General features: G+C 38.1%; 13 protein-coding genes. 12 read left to right on the top strand and 1 reads right to left on the bottom strand.

The features are described 5' to 3' along the window. Positions 1 to 29 precede the first annotated feature (29 nt). Both argF and argS read left to right on the top strand, forming a co-directional pair. On the top strand, positions 30 to 1043 hold the full coding sequence (gene argF, locus JZO85_RS21620) for an ornithine carbamoyltransferase (protein WP_207110597.1): 1014 nt from the start codon (positions 30 to 32) through the stop codon (positions 1041 to 1043). Between the two features lie 386 nt (positions 1044 to 1429). Continuing rightward, entirely contained in the window at positions 1430 to 3121 is a 1692-nt protein-coding gene (gene argS / locus JZO85_RS21615) for an arginine--tRNA ligase (RefSeq protein ID WP_207110596.1), read from the top strand. Positions 3122 to 3155: 34 nt separating this feature from the next. On the opposite strand, the gene JZO85_RS21610 is transcribed toward argS, so the two are convergent. Beyond that, on the bottom strand, positions 3156 to 3635 hold the full coding sequence (locus tag JZO85_RS21610) for an arginine repressor (protein ID WP_207110595.1): 480 nt from the start codon (positions 3633 to 3635) through the stop codon (positions 3156 to 3158). A gap of 368 nt (positions 3636 to 4003) precedes the next feature. Here JZO85_RS21610 and rpsB point away from each other — a divergent pair, with 368 nt between their 5' ends. From rpsB to nusA, 10 genes are all read left to right on the top strand, one after another. After that, positions 4004 to 4801 carry a 30S ribosomal protein S2 gene (rpsB, locus tag JZO85_RS21605; protein WP_207110594.1) on the top strand — a complete coding sequence of 266 codons (798 nt, stop codon included), beginning with the start codon at positions 4004 to 4006 and terminating at the stop codon, positions 4799 to 4801. A 78-nt stretch (positions 4802 to 4879) separates the two neighbouring features. Then, positions 4880 to 5764, top strand: a complete 885-nt coding sequence (gene tsf / locus JZO85_RS21600) for a translation elongation factor Ts (protein WP_207110593.1) — start codon at positions 4880 to 4882, stop codon at positions 5762 to 5764. Between the two features lie 131 nt (positions 5765 to 5895). Continuing rightward, entirely contained in the window at positions 5896 to 6618 is a 723-nt protein-coding gene (gene pyrH / locus JZO85_RS21595) for a UMP kinase (protein ID WP_207110592.1), read from the top strand. 1 nt (position 6619) lies between these two features. Beyond that, entirely contained in the window at positions 6620 to 7177 is a 558-nt protein-coding gene (frr, locus tag JZO85_RS21590) for a ribosome recycling factor (protein WP_207110591.1), read from the top strand. A gap of 199 nt (positions 7178 to 7376) precedes the next feature. Continuing rightward, positions 7377 to 8174: an undecaprenyl pyrophosphate synthase gene (gene uppS, locus JZO85_RS21585; protein WP_207110598.1), complete on the top strand. Its 798-nt coding sequence runs from the start codon at positions 7377 to 7379 to the stop codon at positions 8172 to 8174. Beyond that, positions 8171 to 8965: a phosphatidate cytidylyltransferase gene (locus JZO85_RS21580; protein ID WP_207110590.1), complete on the top strand. Its 795-nt coding sequence runs from the start codon at positions 8171 to 8173 to the stop codon at positions 8963 to 8965. Before uppS ends, JZO85_RS21580 begins: the two co-directional genes overlap by 4 nt. A gap of 181 nt (positions 8966 to 9146) precedes the next feature. After that, a complete protein-coding gene (rseP, locus tag JZO85_RS21575; protein WP_207110589.1) occupies positions 9147 to 10415 on the top strand; it encodes an RIP metalloprotease RseP in 1269 nt (422 codons plus the stop codon). Positions 10416 to 10514: 99 nt separating this feature from the next. After that, complete coding sequence (locus JZO85_RS21570) at positions 10515 to 14858, top strand: PolC-type DNA polymerase III (protein ID WP_207110588.1); 4344 nt, start codon at positions 10515 to 10517, stop codon at positions 14856 to 14858. Between the two features lie 166 nt (positions 14859 to 15024). After that, positions 15025 to 15498 carry a ribosome maturation factor RimP gene (gene rimP, locus JZO85_RS21565; protein ID WP_207110587.1) on the top strand — a complete coding sequence of 158 codons (474 nt, stop codon included), beginning with the start codon at positions 15025 to 15027 and terminating at the stop codon, positions 15496 to 15498. A 113-nt stretch (positions 15499 to 15611) separates the two neighbouring features. Beyond that, positions 15612 to 16775: a transcription termination factor NusA gene (gene nusA, locus JZO85_RS21560; protein WP_207110586.1), complete on the top strand. Its 1164-nt coding sequence runs from the start codon at positions 15612 to 15614 to the stop codon at positions 16773 to 16775. Positions 16776 to 16801 lie beyond the last annotated feature (26 nt).

Genomic DNA, 16801 nt, shown 5'->3' with positions numbered 1-16801 from the left:
ATTAATATTCATTTAATGGAGGGATTACAATGACTAGTATTTTTCAAGGGAAAAGCTTTTTAAAAGAGAATGATTTCAAAAAAGAAGAATTACTTTATCTAATTGATTTTGCAGCACATTTAAAAGATCTGAAGCAACAGAATATTTCGCATAAATATTTAGCGGGAAAAAATATCGCATTACTATTTGAAAAAACCTCTACTCGTACACGTGCAGCTTTTACGACGGCTGCAATTGATTTAGGAGCCCATCCTGAGTATTTAGGTAAAAATGATATTCAATTAGGTAAAAAGGAATCTGTAGAAGATACGGCCAAGGTTCTCGGAAGTATGTTTGATGGGATTGAGTATCGTGGCTTTTCTCAAAAAACTGTTGAAGCTTTAGCCGAGTATTCAGGGGTACCAGTATGGAATGGGTTAACTGATGAATGGCACCCGACACAAATGCTAGCAGACTTTTTGACGATCAAAGAACATTTTGGAAAATTAGAAGGCTTAACATTAGCATATGTTGGTGATGGCAGAAACAATGTAGCTAATTCTCTTTTAATTACCAGTGCGATTTTAGGTATAAACATTTCAATCGTGACACCGGAAAAACTATTTCCAGAAAACGATTTGATAGTGATGGCTGAAGAATATGCAAAAGCATCAAAAGGAAACGTTTTAATTACAGATGATATCGATCAAGGGGTAGCTCAGGCGGATATTATTTATACTGACGTATGGGTATCAATGGGAGAAGAGGAGACTTTCAAAGAACGCATTGAACTGTTATTACCCTATCAGGTCAACCAAGAGTTAATGATGAAAACGCAAAAAAATGAAACAATTTTTTTGCATTGTTTACCAGCTTTTCATGATCTTGAAACAGAAGTAGCGAAAGAGACTAAGAAAAAATATGGATTGAAAGAAATGGAAGTCACTGATGAAGTCTTCCGAGGCAAAAATGCTTTGCAATTCCAACAAGCTGAAAACCGGATGCATACAATCAAAGCCGTGATGGCCGCAACTTTAGGAAATTTATTCATTCCGAAAGCATAAAATACTTTACTTGACTAGTCAGATGGAGATTTTTCTGTTAATATGAATCCCAGATAATTATTCATCGATGAAAAAGAGAAGTCTATGGTCTGTTTCTCAGCGAGTTCGGGTAGGTGAGAGCCGAATAAACAAAAATAGAGGGCGCACTTTCGAGATGAATCGGCAGCTACCGTTATAGCCTAAGTTGGTCGTTTACGACAATAAGAGTGGTACCGCGGGAATTCTCGTCTCTGATGTATTTTGTACATCAGAGACTTTTTTTTGTGAATTTTGCCATTCGCCTTAGCTGTATAAGTAGAAACGTATGCGAAGTGAGAATCAGATTTATTTTCGGAAAGCGATTGTCTGAATCTCAGAATTGATGGATAAATAGGGAGGAAATTTGGATGAATAACAAAGAAATCGTCGCACAAGCTGTTTTTGAAGTAGTAAAAGAAAACCTTTCGTTATCAGAAGTAGAACGTTTGCTGGAAAATCCTAAATCAGTGGACCATGGAGATGTTGCATTTCCGGCATTTGCTTTAGCGAAAGTATTTCGTAAAGCACCTCAGCAAATCGCTGCAGAATTAGCGGAAAAAATCGATCCAACAGCATTTGAAAAAATTGAAGTCGTGGGTCCATATTTGAACTTTTTCATGAAAAAAGAAGTGATTTCCAGCATGGTTTTAAAACAAATTGCTAAAGAAGAAAATCATTTCGGTGACAGCAGCATTGGAAATGAGGGCAATGTGACGATTGATATGTCTTCGCCAAACATTGCAAAACCAATTTCAATGGGGCACCTGCGCTCAACAGTGATTGGTAATTCAATCAGTCTGATCTTAAGTAAAATAGGTTATCAGCCAATTAAGATTAACCATTTAGGTGATTGGGGAACCCAATTTGGTAAATTAATTGTGGCTTATAAAAAATGGGGATCTGAGGAAAAGGTTAAAGCAGAGCCAATCAACGAACTGTTACGGTTGTATGTGGAATTTCATGAAAAAGCTGAAGAAGAACCCGAACTAAATGATGAAGCACGTGCTTGGTTTAAGAGATTAGAAGAAAATGATTCTGAAGCTTTAGAATTATGGAGATGGTTCCGAAGCGAGTCATTAAATGAGTTCAACAAAATCTATGGTATGTTGGAAATTGATTTTGACTCTTATAATGGGGAAGCTTTCTATAACGATAAGATGGATGAAGTTGTTACAATGCTAGAAGAGAAACATTTGTTACAAACTAATGAAGGAGCAGAAATCGTCGATCTTGAAAAATATGGATTGAACCCTGCATTGATCAAGAAATCTGACGGTGCGACATTATACATTACTCGTGATTTAGCGGCAGCTCTTTATCGTAAGCGCGAGTATAATTTTGTTAAATCTTTGTACGTTGTGGGGAATGAGCAAAGCGGACACTTTAAACAGTTAAAAGCTGTTTTGAAAGAAATGGATTTCGATTGGTCGGACGAAATGATTCACATACCATTTGGTTTGATTACAAAAGATGGTAAGAAACTATCAACACGTAAAGGAAAAATTGTTTTATTGGAAGAAGTTTTGAACGAAGCAAAAGACTCTGCATTCGCTCAAATCCAAGAAAAAAATCCTGATTTACCAAATAAAGAAGAAGTTGCTCATCAAGTTGGCGTCGGAGCAGTAGTCTTCCACGATTTAAAAAATGATCGTTTGAATAATTTTGACTTTAGTTTGGAAGAAGTTGTACGCTTTGAAGGAGAAACTGGTCCTTATGTTCAGTATACACATGCTCGTGCAATGACTATTTTAGAAAAATCAGGCTTTAGTGTTGAAAATGAAACAGATTATGCACTGAATGATGCAGATAGCTGGGAGATCATCAAATTGCTTCAAAGTTATCCTGAGGTCGTGATGCAGGCGGCAGATCAATACGAGCCTTCAGTGATTGCAAAGCATTCGATCAAGTTAGCTCAGGCTTTTAATAAATATTATGCCCACACGAAAATTTTAGTGGATGATGAGCAGAAAAACGCTCGTCTGGCATTGGTTCATGCAGTAACAGTCATCTTAAAAGAAGATTTACGACTGTTAGGTGTTCATGCGCCGAATAAAATGTAAATAAAAACCGGAGAAATCTTCTCCGGTTTTTTTGCTAACTAAAAATGGAAATAGTTGATGGATTTTGTAAAAAAGCAGTAACTGATTGTGCATCTTCAGGTGTTCTTGAAATAATAATAATTGTATCAAAACTCGCCATTGTTGCGACAATCAGGTTGCTTGAAAGGTCATCTAAGACTGAAGCTAACAAGTGGGCGTTGTCGGGTAGAGTACTGACAATGGTCATAAATTGAACGGTATCTACCTTAATAATTACATCGCTAGTCATACGAATCAAACGTTTGATATCATCATCCTCAGAAGGGACTTGCTGCTCTTGAAATATTTCAAAGCGTGGTTTGCCTGATTCGTCAATTGTTTTCACGATTTTCAAATCACGAATATCTCTCGAGATTGTCGCTTGAGTAGCTGATACTTGATACTGCTGTAAGTAATCCATTAATTCATTTTGGTTTCTAATGGGATTGTCTGAAATAATTTGCTTGATTAATTCGTGTCGATCTTTTTTTCGCATAAAAAAACTCCTTATTCCTATGTAGTGAACGGGTTTAAAATCCGTGTGTTTCTCATAGTAAGCGCTCGAAAAGGCCTTACTTTTTTTATACTCATGTTGCTAAGAAAAAATCATAATTATAATTATGCACTCAGTATAGCAGAAAAAGTTTTTTTAAACAGTATTCCTTTACAAATATTAATGTACTGAAAAGCAATAGAAAAGGATTGATTTATTAAAAAGCTTCTTGTATAATAACTAATTGTGTGTAGGAGACTATTCACAAAAATCCACATTCTGACTTGATTTGTAAGGCGGTGCTGCTAGTCAGTTCCTTATAAAGAAGAGAGCAGGAGAGGAAAACAAAAAACCAATTGGAGGAAACACAAATGTCAGTATTGTCTATGAAACAATTACTAGAAGCCGGCGTACATTTTGGTCACCAAACTCGTCGCTGGAACCCAAAAATGAAGAAATACATCTTCACAGAAAGAAACGGAATCTACATCATTGACTTGCAAAAAACAGTCAAATTAGTAGATGCAGCTTACGACTACATGAAAGATGTTGCTGAAGACGGTGGCGTTGCATTGTTCGTAGGTACTAAGAAACAAGCTCAAGAAGCAATCAAAGAAGAAGCTATCCGCGCTGGTCAATACTATGTAAACCATCGTTGGTTAGGTGGAACTTTAACTAACTGGGATACAATCCAAAAACGTATTGCTCGTTTGAAACAAATCAACGCTATGGAACAAGACGGTACTTTCGAAGTATTGCCTAAAAAAGAAGTTGTTGGTTTGAACAAAGAACGCGAACGTTTAGAAAAATTCTTAGGCGGTATCGCTGATATGCCTCGTATTCCAGATGTTATGTATATCGTTGATCCTCGTAAAGAACGTATTGCTGTTCAAGAAGCTCATAAATTGAACATTCCTATCGTTGCTATGGTTGATACAAACTGCGATCCAGATGAAATAGATGTAGTTATCCCTTCAAATGATGATGCTATCCGTGCTGTGAAATTGATCACTGCAAAAATGGCTGATGCTTTCATCGAAGGCAATCAAGGTGAAGATCAAGTGGCAGAAGAAGACTTCGTAGCTGAAGATGGCGGACAAGCAACTTCAATCGAAGAAATCGTTGATGTAGTGGAAGGCGACAATGCTTCTACTGAATCAGCTGAATAATTTCGTAGCATATGCTGCTTCAAAGTAAATATTTTCCTTTGAAGCAGCTTTTTTAGAAAAACTAAGGAGGCCCTTAAAATGGCAGACGTAACAGCTAAAATGGTAAAAGAACTACGTGACATGACTGGCGTAGGGATGATGGATGCTAAACGAGCATTAGTAGAAGTAGAAGGCGACATTGAAAAAGCTGTGGACCTTTTACGTGAAAAAGGTATGGCTAAAGCAGCTAAGAAAAATGACCGCATTGCTGCTGAAGGTTTAGCTTCAGTTGCAATCCATGGAAATACTGCTGCAATTGTTGAAGTAAACTCTGAAACAGACTTCGTTTCTAAAAATGAAATGTTCCAAGATCTAGTTAAGGAAATTGCATCATTAGTAGCTGAACATAAGCCAGCTGACATGGATGCAGCAATGAAATTAACTAACGCTAAAGGCGAAACCTTAGAAGCAGCTTTGATTGAAGCGACTCAAGTTATCGGTGAAAGAATCAATTTCCGTCGTTTTGAAGTTGTTGAAAAAGAAGACAATGCAGCATTTGGCGGATACTTGCATATGGGTGGACGTATCGCTGTTTTAGCATTATTAAACGGTACTACTGACGAATCAGTTGCAAAAGATGTTGCAATGCATGTTGCTGCAATTAACCCTCGTTATGTAAACGAAAGCCAAATCCCAGAGTCTGAGTTGGAGCATGAGAAAACTGTTCTTACTGAACAAGCATTAAATGAAGGCAAACCAGCTAATATCGTTGAAAAAATGGTTATTGGACGTTTGAATAAATTTAAAGCAGAAATCGCTTTGGTTGACCAACCATTCGTTAAAGATCCTGATATGACTGTTGAAAAATATGTATCTTCTAAAGGTGCTACAGTTGCAAGCTTTGTTCGTTTTGAAGTTGGCGAAGGTATCGAAAAACGAGAAGATAACTTTGTTGAAGAAGTTATGAGCCAAATTAAAAAATAATTCTGTTTTTAAAACAGTCGGGAACGCACGTGAAAAGTGCGCTCCCTTTTTTTAAGCAAATTCAAATTACGCTCGCTTCAAAGGCAGAGTATGCTAAAATATCAATAGAGTGACAGTGGAGGTATTGAGAGATGAATGAACCAAAGTATAAACGTGTAGTATTGAAACTCAGTGGAGAGGCCCTAGCTGGCGATGAAAAATTTGGTATCAATCCACCAGTGATCCAAGAAATCGTTGAAGAAATCAAAGAAGTACATGATTTAGGTATTGAAATGGCGATTATTGTAGGCGGCGGAAATATTTGGCGCGGACAAATCGGCGCGCAAATGGGGATGGAACGTGCTCAAGCGGATTATATGGGTATGTTAGCAACTGTGATGAATGCTTTGGCATTGCAAGATGCGTTGGAAAATATCGGTGTACCGACGCGTGTCCAAACATCAATTGAAATGCGTCAAATCGCAGAACCATATATTCGTCGCAAAGCGGAGCGTCACCTTGAAAAACGACGCATCGTTATTTTTGCCGGCGGTACAGGAAATCCTTACTTCTCAACTGATACAACAGCGGCATTAAGAGCGGCAGAAGTAAATGCTGACGTAATCTTGATGGCGAAAAATAATGTTGATGGTGTTTATTCAGCTGATCCGAAACTTGATGAAAATGCAGTGAAATATGAAGAATTGACACATTTAGATGTAATCGCTAAAGGGTTGCAAGTCATGGATTCAACAGCAAGTTCATTAAGCATGGATAATGACATTCCACTTGTTGTTTTTAATTTAAATGAACCAGGAAATATTAAACGTGTTGTGCTCGGTGAAAATATCGGGACAACTGTTAGGGGGAAATAAAATGGCAGATGTAGTAATGAATGAAGCAAAAGACAAAATGAAGAAGGCTCAAGAGGCTTTGCAGCGTCAATTAGGCCAAATTCGCGCTGGTCGTGCAAATGCAAGCTTGCTTGATCGTATCACAGTTGACTATTACGGTGTACCAACACCTGTTAACCAAATGGCATCGATCACTATCCCAGAAGCGCGTGTATTAATGGTAACACCATTTGACAAAAATATGATTAATGATGTGGAAAAAGCGATCCTAGCCAGTGATATTGGATTGAATCCAGCTAATGATGGTAATGTGATTCGTTTGGTGATTCCTCAGCTGACAGAAGAACGCCGTAAAGAATTAGCTAAAGAAGTTAAAAAAGAGTCAGAAGGTGCAAAAATTGCTGTTCGTAATATTCGTCGTGATGCGATGGATGATTATAAAAAACAACAAAAAAATGGTGATTTGACAGAGGATGACTTACGCAACGCTGAAAAAGATATCCAGTCATTGACAGATGACAACATTAAGGCGATTGACTCAATTGTTGCTGAAAAAGAAAAGGAATTGTTAGAAGTTTAAACTGATAGAAAAAACCTGAAGAATATTTCTTTGGGTTTTTTTGCTGCGTTTTGCCTTGGCATGGGCAATTTAAATTCATTGAAAAAGCCTAAAGGTATTTATTTTTCGTAGGAATAACCGCATTTTATTGTTATAATGGCAGATGACTTTTCAAAAGTATTTCTAAATTTGCGATTTTAATAGAGGAGGGAAAAACATGGTGTTGCGTTTTTTTCCACAAAAACAAAAATATACGCCAGAAGCTGCGCAATTCGTTTTTGATCCCGAAGGTGCTGTACCGAAGCATATTGCGATTATTATGGATGGTAACGGCCGCTGGGCACAAAATCGACGGTTACCGAGAATTGCCGGACATAAAGAAGGTATGGAAACAGTTAAAAAAATCACGAAACATGCGAATCGTTTAGGCGTAAAAGTTCTAACATTGTATGCTTTCTCAACAGAAAATTGGAAACGACCCGAAGAGGAAGTTAATTTTTTGATGCAACTGCCAGTAGATTTTTTTGATACTTTTGTACCAGAATTGATTGAAGAAAACGTACAAGTCCATGTAATGGGCTACGAAGAATATTTACCTGCACACACTCAAGATGCCGTGAAGCGCGCAATTGAGCAAACGGCTCAAAACGATGGCTTGGTTTTAAACTTTGCCTTGAATTATGGAAGCCGTGCTGAAATCATCACGGCGATTAAGCAAATGGCTCAAGAGGTCAAAAATGATGAACTTTCCGTTGAATCGATCAATGATGACATCGTTGGTGATCATTTAATGACGGGTTTTCTAACTAAAGAATTGAGAGATCCTGAATTAGTTGTTCGAACGAGCGGAGAAGAACGAATCAGTAATTTCTTGCTGTGGCAATTAGCTTATAGCGAGTTATATTTCACTAAAGCCCTATGGCCGGACTTTGATGGTAACCACTTAGAAGCAGCAATCGCTTCTTTCCAACAAAGAAATCGGCGTTTTGGAGGCTTGAACAAGGAGGATAAGAAATGAGACAACGAGTCATTACCGCAGTTGTTGCTTTAATAATCTTTATTCCGATTCTTTATGTCGGTGGAATCGCGGTAGAACTAGCAGCAGCAATACTAGCTGGGATTGGTGTATATGAGTTGTTCCGCATGAAAGGACTTGCGATTTTGAGTTTTGAGGGAGTGCTTTCGATTTTAGGTGCAGTCTTTTTGGTTTTGCCAGCAGAGCGTTGGATGCCGTTTTTAAGTGGAGATAATATTAATTTTCTATTATTCTATTTAACTGTAATGATTATTTTAGGATTTTCTGTTGTTTCGAAGAATACCTATACTATTGATGAAGCAGGTTTTCCAATTGTTGCAAGTTTATACGTAGGTGTTGGTTTTCAAAATTTAGTTACAGCCCGAGCTGATGGGTTAGCGATTTTACTGTTTGCGTTCTTTGTAGTTTGGGCAACAGATATTGGTGCTTACATGCTAGGACGCCAAATCGGAAAGCATAAACTGTGGCCAGATATTTCACCAAACAAAACAGTTGAAGGTGCACTAGGCGGTATCGCAAGTGCGGTCATTGTAGCAGTAGTGTTCCTTTTAGTTCAACCCGCAGCATTTCAACATAATCTAGTGACGATGATTATTTTTACGATTATTTTCTCAGTTGTGGGGCAATTTGGAGATTTAGTAGAGTCAGCAATCAAACGACATTATGGGGTGAAAGATTCAGGAAATATTTTACCAGGGCACGGTGGAATTTTAGATCGTTTTGACAGTATGCTGTTCGTCTTTCCTGTAATGCATTTATTGGGTGTATTTTAAAAAGAGCGGAAACGCTCTTTTTATTATCTTACTGGTTTTTTTGAAAAGACGTAGTTAAAGTAAAAGCTTTGAGTTTTACTCAGAGTTTCTTTAAATTTTCTATGAAATGATCAGTAAAGGAATGTTTTTTTTTGAGACTATGATAAACTATCTCTAAGAAACTAGTGAAGGTAGGAAAATTATGCGTACGATTATTACGTTTTTAATCGTTTTTGGTGTTCTTGTAATTGTTCATGAGTTCGGACATTTTTTCTTCGCAAAACGCGCGGGAATTTTAGTCCGAGAATTTTCAATTGGCATGGGACCAAAACTTATAGCTCACATGGGAAAAGATGGTACTACATACACGTTGCGTCTATTACCAATTGGTGGTTATGTGAGAATGGCTGGTTTAGAAGATGAAGAAACTGAATTGAGTCCAGGGATGCCACTGTCAGTTGAGCTGACTTCAGATAATAAAGTTCGTCGGATTAATGTTAGTAAAAAAATTCAATTACCCAACAGTATCCCAATGGAGCTGATCACTGCTGATCTTGTAGATGATTTGGTCATTAAAGGATATGTAAATGGTGATGAGAGTCAAGAGACGAGTTATAATGTACAGCATGACGCAACAGTGATTGAAGAAAGTGGAACGGAGGTTCGGATTGCTCCGCGGGATGTCCAGTTTCAATCAGCGAAGTTGAGTTCACGTATTTTGACTAATTTTGCTGGACCGATGAATAATTTCATTCTGACAATCATATTGTTTATTGCCTTAGCTTTTTTACAAGGCGGAGTAGCAGATTATGCAACCAATCAAATTGGAACGGTTCAAGCGGATAGCCCGGCAGCAGTAGCAGGACTAAGGGATCACGATGCAATCGTTTCTGTTAATGGGAAGAAAATCTCTACTTGGGACGATCTGACTAATACTGTTACGAAAAAACCAGGCAAAGAATTAAATGTAGTGATTGAACGAGATGGTAAAGAAAAGACAGTGCAGATGACACCGAAAAGTATTAAGAGTAATGGTGAAAAAGTTGGCCAAATTGGTGTGACGCCTTATATGAAGACGAGTTTTAGCGACAAAGTAATCGGCGGTCTGACTCAATCGTGGGATATGGTCACTAGGATTTTTGGAGCGCTAGGCTCGTTGTTCACAGGATTTAGTCTTGATAAGCTTGGCGGGCCTGTAATGATGTATCAGATGTCCGCAGAAGCATCAAGAGCAGGAATCAAAACAGTCATTTATTTGATGGCGTTATTATCAATTAACTTGGGAATTGTTAATTTGTTGCCAATCCCAGCTTTTGATGGCGGGAAAATTTTATTGAATTTCATCGAAGGAGTCCGTGGAAAACCGCTCGATCCAGACAAAGAAGGTATGATTACCATGATCGGATTTGGTTTTATCATGCTGCTAATGATTTTAGTCACATGGAATGATATCCAGCGTTTCTTCTTTTAAAATGAAAGGATCGAAATTATTTCGATCCTTTTTCTAATGCAATCATAAAAAAAAACAGGTATACTGGAACATACTTGAAAAAGTGAAGGAGATGTCATTTTGTCTAAAAATCGTGAGTTGTTCGAAAGTTTATTACGACAAATTGAATTAGCCGAGACAGAGCAGCAGCATCCGCTGATCCAAGCATCAGAGATCAAAGAAGTCGTTGTTCACGAAAAATCACGCGTGTGGGAATTTTTTATTCAAACACCAAAAATTTTACCGGCGAAATTATTTTACACGTTTCATCAAAAACTGCAAGTCGCCTTTCGATCTATTGCAAAGGTAAAATTACATATCATGCCGGAAGAGCAGCAATTCGATGAAGAGCTTCTACAAAACTATTGGCAATTAGCCTTGAGTGAACAGGATTGTGATACACCCCTGGTTAAGCAAGTTTTGAGCAAACCGTTGCCAGTTGTCCAAGATAAACGAATTGTATTATTGATCGACAATGAGACCGTTATTCCGTTTTTGAAGCAACAATACTTGCCATTGATTGAAGAAAGCCTGGTTTCATATGGATTTCCACATTTGCGGATTGATCCAGAGGTAGATAAAGAGCAGGCTGACAAAAAATTACAAGAGTTTGAAGTACGCAAACAAGCCCAAGCACAAGCTATGCAGGAGCAAGCAGCTGCTAGCTTAGCGCAATATGAATCAAAGAAAAAGGAACAGAAAGAAAATGCGGCTCATTTTGACGGGCCGATACAAATGGGACGGAATATCCCCGCTGATGAAGCTGTTACACCAATGGGAAATATTATTGAAGAGGAACGGCGCATTACAATTGAAGGATTTATTTTTGATAAAGAAGTCCGCGAGTTACGTTCAAAGCGTAAAATCTTGATCTTAAAAATGACCGATTATACTTCTTCGTTTGTAGTAAAAAAATTCTCTAACGGTGAAAAAGACGAAGCTATTTTTGAAGCAATTGCTAATAATAGCTGGATTCGTGTTCGAGGTAGCGTACAAGAAGATACTTTCATGCGTGACCTTGTTATGAATGCACAAGATATTCAAGAAGTTAAGCATCCAGAACGTCAAGATACAGCAACTGAAAAGCGTTCGGAATTGCATTTGCATACCAATATGAGTACGATGGACGCGATTAACAGTGCCAGCGAGCTGGTTGCTCAGGCTGGAAAATGGGGACATCGAGCAATAGCAATCACTGATCACGGCGGTGCACAATCTTTTCCAGAAGCTCATGCGGCTGGAAAGAAAGCTGGAGTGAAGATTCTTTATGGCGTTGAAGCAAATGTCGTTTCCGATGGTGTTCCAATTGCGTATAATGATACCCATGAATCTTTAACAGATGCGACTTATGTTGTATTTGACGTGGAAACTACCGGTCTTTCAGCTGTTTATGATACGATCATTGAATTGGCGGCAGTTAAGATGCATAAAGGAAATGTTATTGATACTTTTGAAGAATTTATCGATCCAGGTCATCCGTTGTCAGAAACGACAATCAACTTAACTGGGATTACTGATGAGATGGTACGAGGGTCAAAACCAGAAAAAGAAGTTATGGAATTATTTGAAAAATTCTGTGAAGGTTCAATATTAGTTGCCCATAATGCTACATTTGATATTGGTTTTATCAATACGACATATGTTCGTCATGATATGCCAGAAACACCCAATCCAGTTATTGATACCCTAGAATTGGCGCGCTTCTTGTATCCTGAGTTTAAGCGGTTTGGTTTAGGTGTTTTAACTAAAAAGTTCGGTGTTAATCTAGAGCAACATCACCGAGCGGTATATGATGCTGAAGCTACGGGCCATTTAGCATGGATATTTGTTAAAGAGGCCATTGAGAAACATGATATGAATTATCATGATCAATTGAACGATCATGTTGGTGAAGGGGATTCTTATAAACGAGCACGACCATTTCATGCAACGATTTTGGCAAAAAATCAGGCTGGTTTAAAGGATTTATTTAAGTTGATTTCAATGTCTAATATCGATTTTTTCGAACGAGTGCCACGGATTCCACGTTCACAGCTAAATAAATTGCGTGAAAATCTATTGGTTGGATCTGCGTGTTCCCAAGGTGAAATTTTTGAAGCAATGATGCAAAAGGGTGTTGAAGAAGCAAAAAATCGTGCGGGATTTTATGATTACATTGAAGTAATGCCCAAGGCAGTTTACGCTCCTCTCATTGAACAAGAACTAGTGAAGAACGAGTCGGATTTAGAAGATATTTTGCGAAATTTGATTCAGATTGGTAAGGATCTAAACAAAGCAGTTGTAGCTACTGGAGATGTCCATTATTTGAACAAGGAAGATGCGATTTATCGCAAGATTTTAATCAGTTCAATGGGTGGCGCAAATCCCTTGAATCGCCATAGCTTACCAGATGTGCATTTTCGAACGACGGACGAAATGCTACAGGCCTTTAGTTTCTTAGGACCTGAACTGGCAAAAGAGGTTGTTATTGAGGGGCCAAATGCAGTGGTGGATAGTTGTGAAGAAATTATTCCTGTCAAAGATGATTTATACACACCAAAAATTCCTGGTTCAGAAGAAGAGATTAAAAAATTGAGTTATGATCGCGCTCGTGAGTTATACGGCTATCCATTGCCAGAAATCATAGAAAAGCGTTTGGAAAAAGAATTGACTTCGATTATTGGAAATGGATTTTCTGTTATCTATTTAATCTCACAAAAGTTAGTTCACAAGAGTAATGCTGATGGTTATTTGGTAGGATCGCGTGGTTCGGTAGGATCAAGTTTTGTTGCTACTATGACAGGTATTACAGAAGTAAATCCTTTACCTCCACATTATTATTGCCCAGAATGTCAATATTCAGAGTTTTTCGAAGATGGCTCTTACGGGTCGGGATTTGATTTACCAGAAAAAGCTTGTCCAAAATGCGGGGCACGGTTGAACAAAGATGGACACGATATTCCTTTTGAAACTTTCTTAGGTTTCCATGGGGATAAGGTTCCCGATATCGATCTGAACTTTTCTGGAGATTATCAGGCAGAAGCTCATAACTATACAAAGGTACTGTTTGGGGAGGATTACGTTTACCGAGCAGGTACGATCGGTACGGTAGCTGACAAAACGGCGTACGGATTTGTTAAAGGATATGAACGAGATCATAATTTGCATTTTCGAAATGCCGAAATTGATCGATTAGCTAAAGGAGCGACTGGTGTTAAACGGACAACAGGTCAACATCCAGGCGGAATCATTGTTATTCCTGATTATATGGATGTTTATGATTTCACGCCGATCCAGTATCCAGCAGACGATCAAAATTCTGAGTGGAAAACGACGCACTTTGATTTTCATTCGATTCATGATAACGTATTGAAACTCGATATACTGGGACATGATGATCCAACCGTGATTCGAATGTTGCAAGAATTATCAGGTATTGATCCTAAAACGATCCCAACAGATGATCCAGAAGTAATGAAAATTTTTGCTGGTCCGCAAGTGCTAGGTGTCGAAGCAGAGCAGATTTATTCTAAAACAGGGACATTAGGTATTCCTGAATTTGGGACTCGATTTGTTCGGGGAATGTTAGAAGAGACTGGTCCGACAACATTTGCCGAATTACTTCAAATTTCAGGTTTATCTCACGGTACCGATGTATGGTTAGGAAATGCGGAAGAACTAATTAGTCGTGGAGAAGCCAATTTGGCCGAGGTTATCGGTTGTCGGGATGATATCATGGTCTACTTAATTCATGCAGGCTTAGACAGCGGAATGGCCTTCAAAATTATGGAAACTGTACGTAAAGGTCAATGGAATAAAATTGATGATGATTTACGTGAGACTTATTTAACGGCTATGAAAGAAAATAATGTTCCAGACTGGTACATCGATTCGTGTTCAAAAATCAAGTATATGTTCCCCAAAGCCCATGCGGCAGCTTATGTGTTGATGGCGCTGCGGGTTGCTTACTTTAAAGTTTATTTTCCAATTCTTTATTATTGTGCTTATTTTTCCGTCCGAGCAGATGATTTTGACTTGGTTGCAATGGCGAAAGGCAAAGATGCAGTCAAGGCGGCAATGAAGGCTATAACGGATAAAGGAATGGATGCATCAACAAAGGAAAAAAATCAATTAACTGTCTTGGAATTATGTAATGAGATGCTAGAACGTGACTTCCATTTTGGCATGATCGATTTATACAAATCAGATGCTCAAGATTTCGTAATTGATGGAGATACCCTGATCGCACCTTTCCGTGCTGTACCAGGACTCGGTTTAAACGTGGCTAAACAAATCGTTGATGCACGCAAAGACGGTATTTTTTTATCGAAAGAAGATTTGGCTTCTCGTGGTAAAGTATCGAAGACCTTGATTGAGTATATGGATACTCATGGTGTTTTGAAAGATTTACCTGATGAAAATCAACTTTCATTGTTTGATATGTAAAGAAAAAGATAAATTCAGCTTTAAAATGAAAGAAAATTCCATTATGAAAATGATGCGGTTGAATTTTCAGTAGATTTGTGTTAATATAACAATGTAATCATAGACAGATGGTGAGTGAGCGGATTTTTCGCTCACTCTTTTTAATGGGATAAAGGAGGCTGGCAGTTTGAGCAGTGTAGTCGAAACAGTGACTGACTTAGTAACACCAATTTTAGATGAGCAGAATTTTGAACTAGTCGAGGTAGAATTCCTCAAAGAAGGCAAAAGTTGGTTTTTAAGAGTATTTATTGATAAAGAAGGCGGTATCGATATTGAAGAGTGTGCCTTTGTCAGTGAAAAACTTAGCGATAAGTTGGATTCGATCGATCCAGATCCGATTCCGCAAGCATATTTCCTTGAAGTTTCATCACCAGGGGCTGAACGTCCATTGAAAAAAGAAGAGGACTATCAAAAAGCTATTGGACAATACATCAATGTTTCGTTATATCAAAATATTGATGGAGAAAAGCAATATCAAGGCTTTTTGAAAGAGCTAACTGAGGACGAATTGACATTGACAGTCAAAGTGAAGACACGCACTAAGGATATGGTCTTTGATCGTAAAAATATCGCGAAAGCTCGTTTTGCGATCGAATTTTAATTAATAAAAAACCAAGCCTATTTTTTCTTAGTAAATTGATATATGTATTGAAAACAAGACCTATTTTACTCTGAGAAATAGATTCGTTAATATGAAATAGGAGGAAAATAAAAATGAGTAAAGAAATGCTGAACGCGTTGGATACTCTAGAAGCAGAAAAAGGTGTTTCGAAAGAAATCGTGATCGAAGCGTTAGAGGCGGCATTAGTCTCTGCTTATAAACGTCATTATGGACAATCACAAAATGTTGAAGTGGAATTCAACGAAAAAAAAGGAGATATTCATGTCTATGCTGTGAAGGAAGTAACCGAAGAAGTTATGGACTCGCAGTTAGAAGTTTCATTAAAAGAAGCGATGAATATCAATCCAGCCTATGAGATTGGCGATACGATTCGTTTTGAAGTAACGCCAAAAGATTTCGGTCGAATTGCTGCTCAAACGGCAAAGCAAGTCATCTTGCAACGTGTACGTGAAGCAGAGCGTAGTATCATCTATAATGAATACAGTGCTTACGAAAAAGATATCATGCAAGGCGTGGTAGAGCGTCAAGATAATCGCTATATCTATGTTAATTTAGGAAAAATTGAAGCGGTCCTTTCAAAACAAGACCAGATGCCCAATGAATACTACAAACCCCATGACCGCATTAAAGTTTATGTTTCTAGGGTAGAAAACACGTCGAAGGGCCCTCAAGTTTTTGTAAGCCGCAGTCATCCTGATTTATTGCGCCGCTTATTCGAACAAGAAATTCCTGAAGTCTATGATGGTATTGTTGAAATTGTTAGTATTGCTCGCGAAGCTGGTGATCGTGCAAAAGTCGCCGTTCGTTCGACAGACCCTAATATTGATCCGGTCGGAACTTGTGTTGGTCCAAAGGGACAGCGAGTACAGGCCATTGTTAATGAATTAAAGGGCGAAAATATGGATATTGTTGAATGGGATGAGGATCCGGCAGTATTTATTGCGAACTCTTTGAATCCGGCACAAGTTGAAGATGTTATCTTTGATATTGACAATCCAAAAGTTTGTACGGTAGTAGTACCTGATTACCAATTATCGTTGGCGATCGGGAAACGTGGACAAAATGCCCGTTTAGCTGCAAAGTTAACTGCGCACAAAATCGACATCAAATCTGAATCTGACATGGAAGAATTCTACGCTAACTATGATGAACCTGAAGTTGAAGAGAGTGAACCAATTGTCGATGAAGAGATTGCAGAACAAGCACCAGAAGCGATAGAAGAAGTTGAAAGTAGCACTTCTAATCCAGAAGAATAGTTAATATAGTCTAATGGTAATAAGTC

This window comes from Candidatus Enterococcus murrayae (genome assembly GCF_017315985.1).
GTDB classification, from domain to species: Bacteria; Bacillota; Bacilli; order Lactobacillales; family Enterococcaceae; genus Enterococcus_A; species Enterococcus_A murrayae.
This window is presented reverse-complemented; position numbering and strand designations above follow the sequence as displayed.

Coding starts and splice junctions, on each gene's coding strand:
- argF (WP_207110597.1), top strand. CDS start 30: ATGACTAGTATTTTTCAAGGGAAAAGCTTTTTAAAAGAGAATGATTTC.
- argS (WP_207110596.1), top strand. CDS start 1,430: ATGAATAACAAAGAAATCGTCGCACAAGCTGTTTTTGAAGTAGTAAAA.
- JZO85_RS21610 (WP_207110595.1), bottom strand. CDS start 3,635: ATGCGAAAAAAAGATCGACACGAATTAATCAAGCAAATTATTTCAGAC.
- rpsB (WP_207110594.1), top strand. CDS start 4,004: ATGTCAGTATTGTCTATGAAACAATTACTAGAAGCCGGCGTACATTTT.
- tsf (WP_207110593.1), top strand. CDS start 4,880: ATGGCAGACGTAACAGCTAAAATGGTAAAAGAACTACGTGACATGACT.
- pyrH (WP_207110592.1), top strand. CDS start 5,896: ATGAATGAACCAAAGTATAAACGTGTAGTATTGAAACTCAGTGGAGAG.
- frr (WP_207110591.1), top strand. CDS start 6,620: ATGGCAGATGTAGTAATGAATGAAGCAAAAGACAAAATGAAGAAGGCT.
- JZO85_RS21580 (WP_207110590.1), top strand. CDS start 8,171: ATGAGACAACGAGTCATTACCGCAGTTGTTGCTTTAATAATCTTTATT.
- rseP (WP_207110589.1), top strand. CDS start 9,147: ATGCGTACGATTATTACGTTTTTAATCGTTTTTGGTGTTCTTGTAATT.
- nusA (WP_207110586.1), top strand. CDS start 15,612: ATGAGTAAAGAAATGCTGAACGCGTTGGATACTCTAGAAGCAGAAAAA.